The following is a 1195-nucleotide window of genomic DNA, read 5'->3' on the forward strand; positions in this document are numbered from 1 at the left end:
AGTGAGGTTCTATGGTTTTTGGCAAGCGCTGATCGTCCCCACCATGCTTGGATCAAAGGTTTTTCCGCTTTGCCATATCGCCCACGCCACTCTGAGCAGCTTGCGAGCCAGGATGGTTAAGGCCTGCGTCGTGGCAAAACCCTTTGCTCTAAGGCTTGTGTAAATGTGGCCCAGCGCCTTGCTACGGCATGCAGCGAAGGCCGCCAGGTACAACTGGCGCCGTAACAGCGCCGGCCCTCGCTTGGACAGGTGCCTCGTCCCTTTGTGCGTTCCTGAATCGCTCGGCCTGGGGTCCAAGCCGCTGTAGGCCACCACAGCATTGGCATTGTCGAATTTGATTCGACTGAAAAGCGCAGCCAACCGAATCGCAGCCTGCGCGCCAAAACCTGTGATCGTGCGCAGTCGCTGTACGCCTTGCTTCAACGCCGGCTCGCTGTCCACCAACTGCTCCAACTGCCGATCAATCTCTTCGAAAGCCGTTTGGTACGCCTGCTCCAGGCGATGCGCTGTCTCACCGAGCGTCGCCACCTCATTCAGGCTCAATCGCAGCGTGACCAGTTGGTGAGTCAGCATCACGCGCCGCCCTAGCAACTCTTGCAACTGGCTGGGTACACCTTGGGCCGGTTGCCAGGGCCTGAGTCGGTCTCGATGCTCAGCAACATAGCGGGCAATGACTCCGGCGTCGAGTCGGTCGGTCTTGCCTCGTGCGCTGACCGCTCGCGCATAGAAGTACACGTCACGCGCGTTGAGAACATAGACAACAAAGCCCTCAACATGCGCCAACTGCGCGAGCAACTGGTGAAACCTTCCGGTCGCCTCCATCGCAATGATGCAGCCCTCCGGCAACGTTTGAAGCCACTTTTGAATGGCTGCAGTCGCGTTGGGGATGACTTCACTGATACGTTCTGCGGGATACCGGGCTGCAACCAACTCGGCTTTTGCCACATCCACACCCACCACTTCAACTGATGCTTGCATGGTCAAGACCTCCATAAGCACAATCAAACTGCTGGGGTGATAAACCCACTGCCGCGTCAACTTGCTTCAAGATCGGCGGTCTGTTGCGTCAGCGTCAGCCGCTCAGTTCCTCATCGACGCTGGAGGTGGGGCGAGAGATGTCTCACTTCGTCGGTCCAACGCTTTGGCCGATAGTTCGTCGAGGCTCTCCACCCCAGCACCTCAACCATACAAGTTC

General features: G+C 58.2%; 1 protein-coding gene. It reads right to left on the reverse strand.

Annotated elements, in window-relative coordinates:
- Window positions 1-9: 9 nt before the first annotated feature.
- Window positions 10-978 (reverse strand): IS110 family transposase, encoded by a 969-nt coding sequence (locus ACOVRJ_RS19550; protein WP_422045499.1) that lies wholly within the window; start codon window positions 976-978, stop codon window positions 10-12.
- Window positions 979-1195: the final 217 nt, after the last annotated feature.

It is taken from the genome of Roseateles sp. (genome assembly GCF_049240545.1).
Lineage (GTDB): Bacteria > Pseudomonadota > Gammaproteobacteria > Burkholderiales > Burkholderiaceae_C > Paucibacter_A.

Bases quoted from the DNA above. Each gene is read 5' to 3' on its own strand.
- ACOVRJ_RS19550 (WP_422045499.1), bottom strand. From the start codon at position 978: ATGCAAGCATCAGTTGAAGTGGTGGGTGTGGATGTGGCAAAAGCCGAG.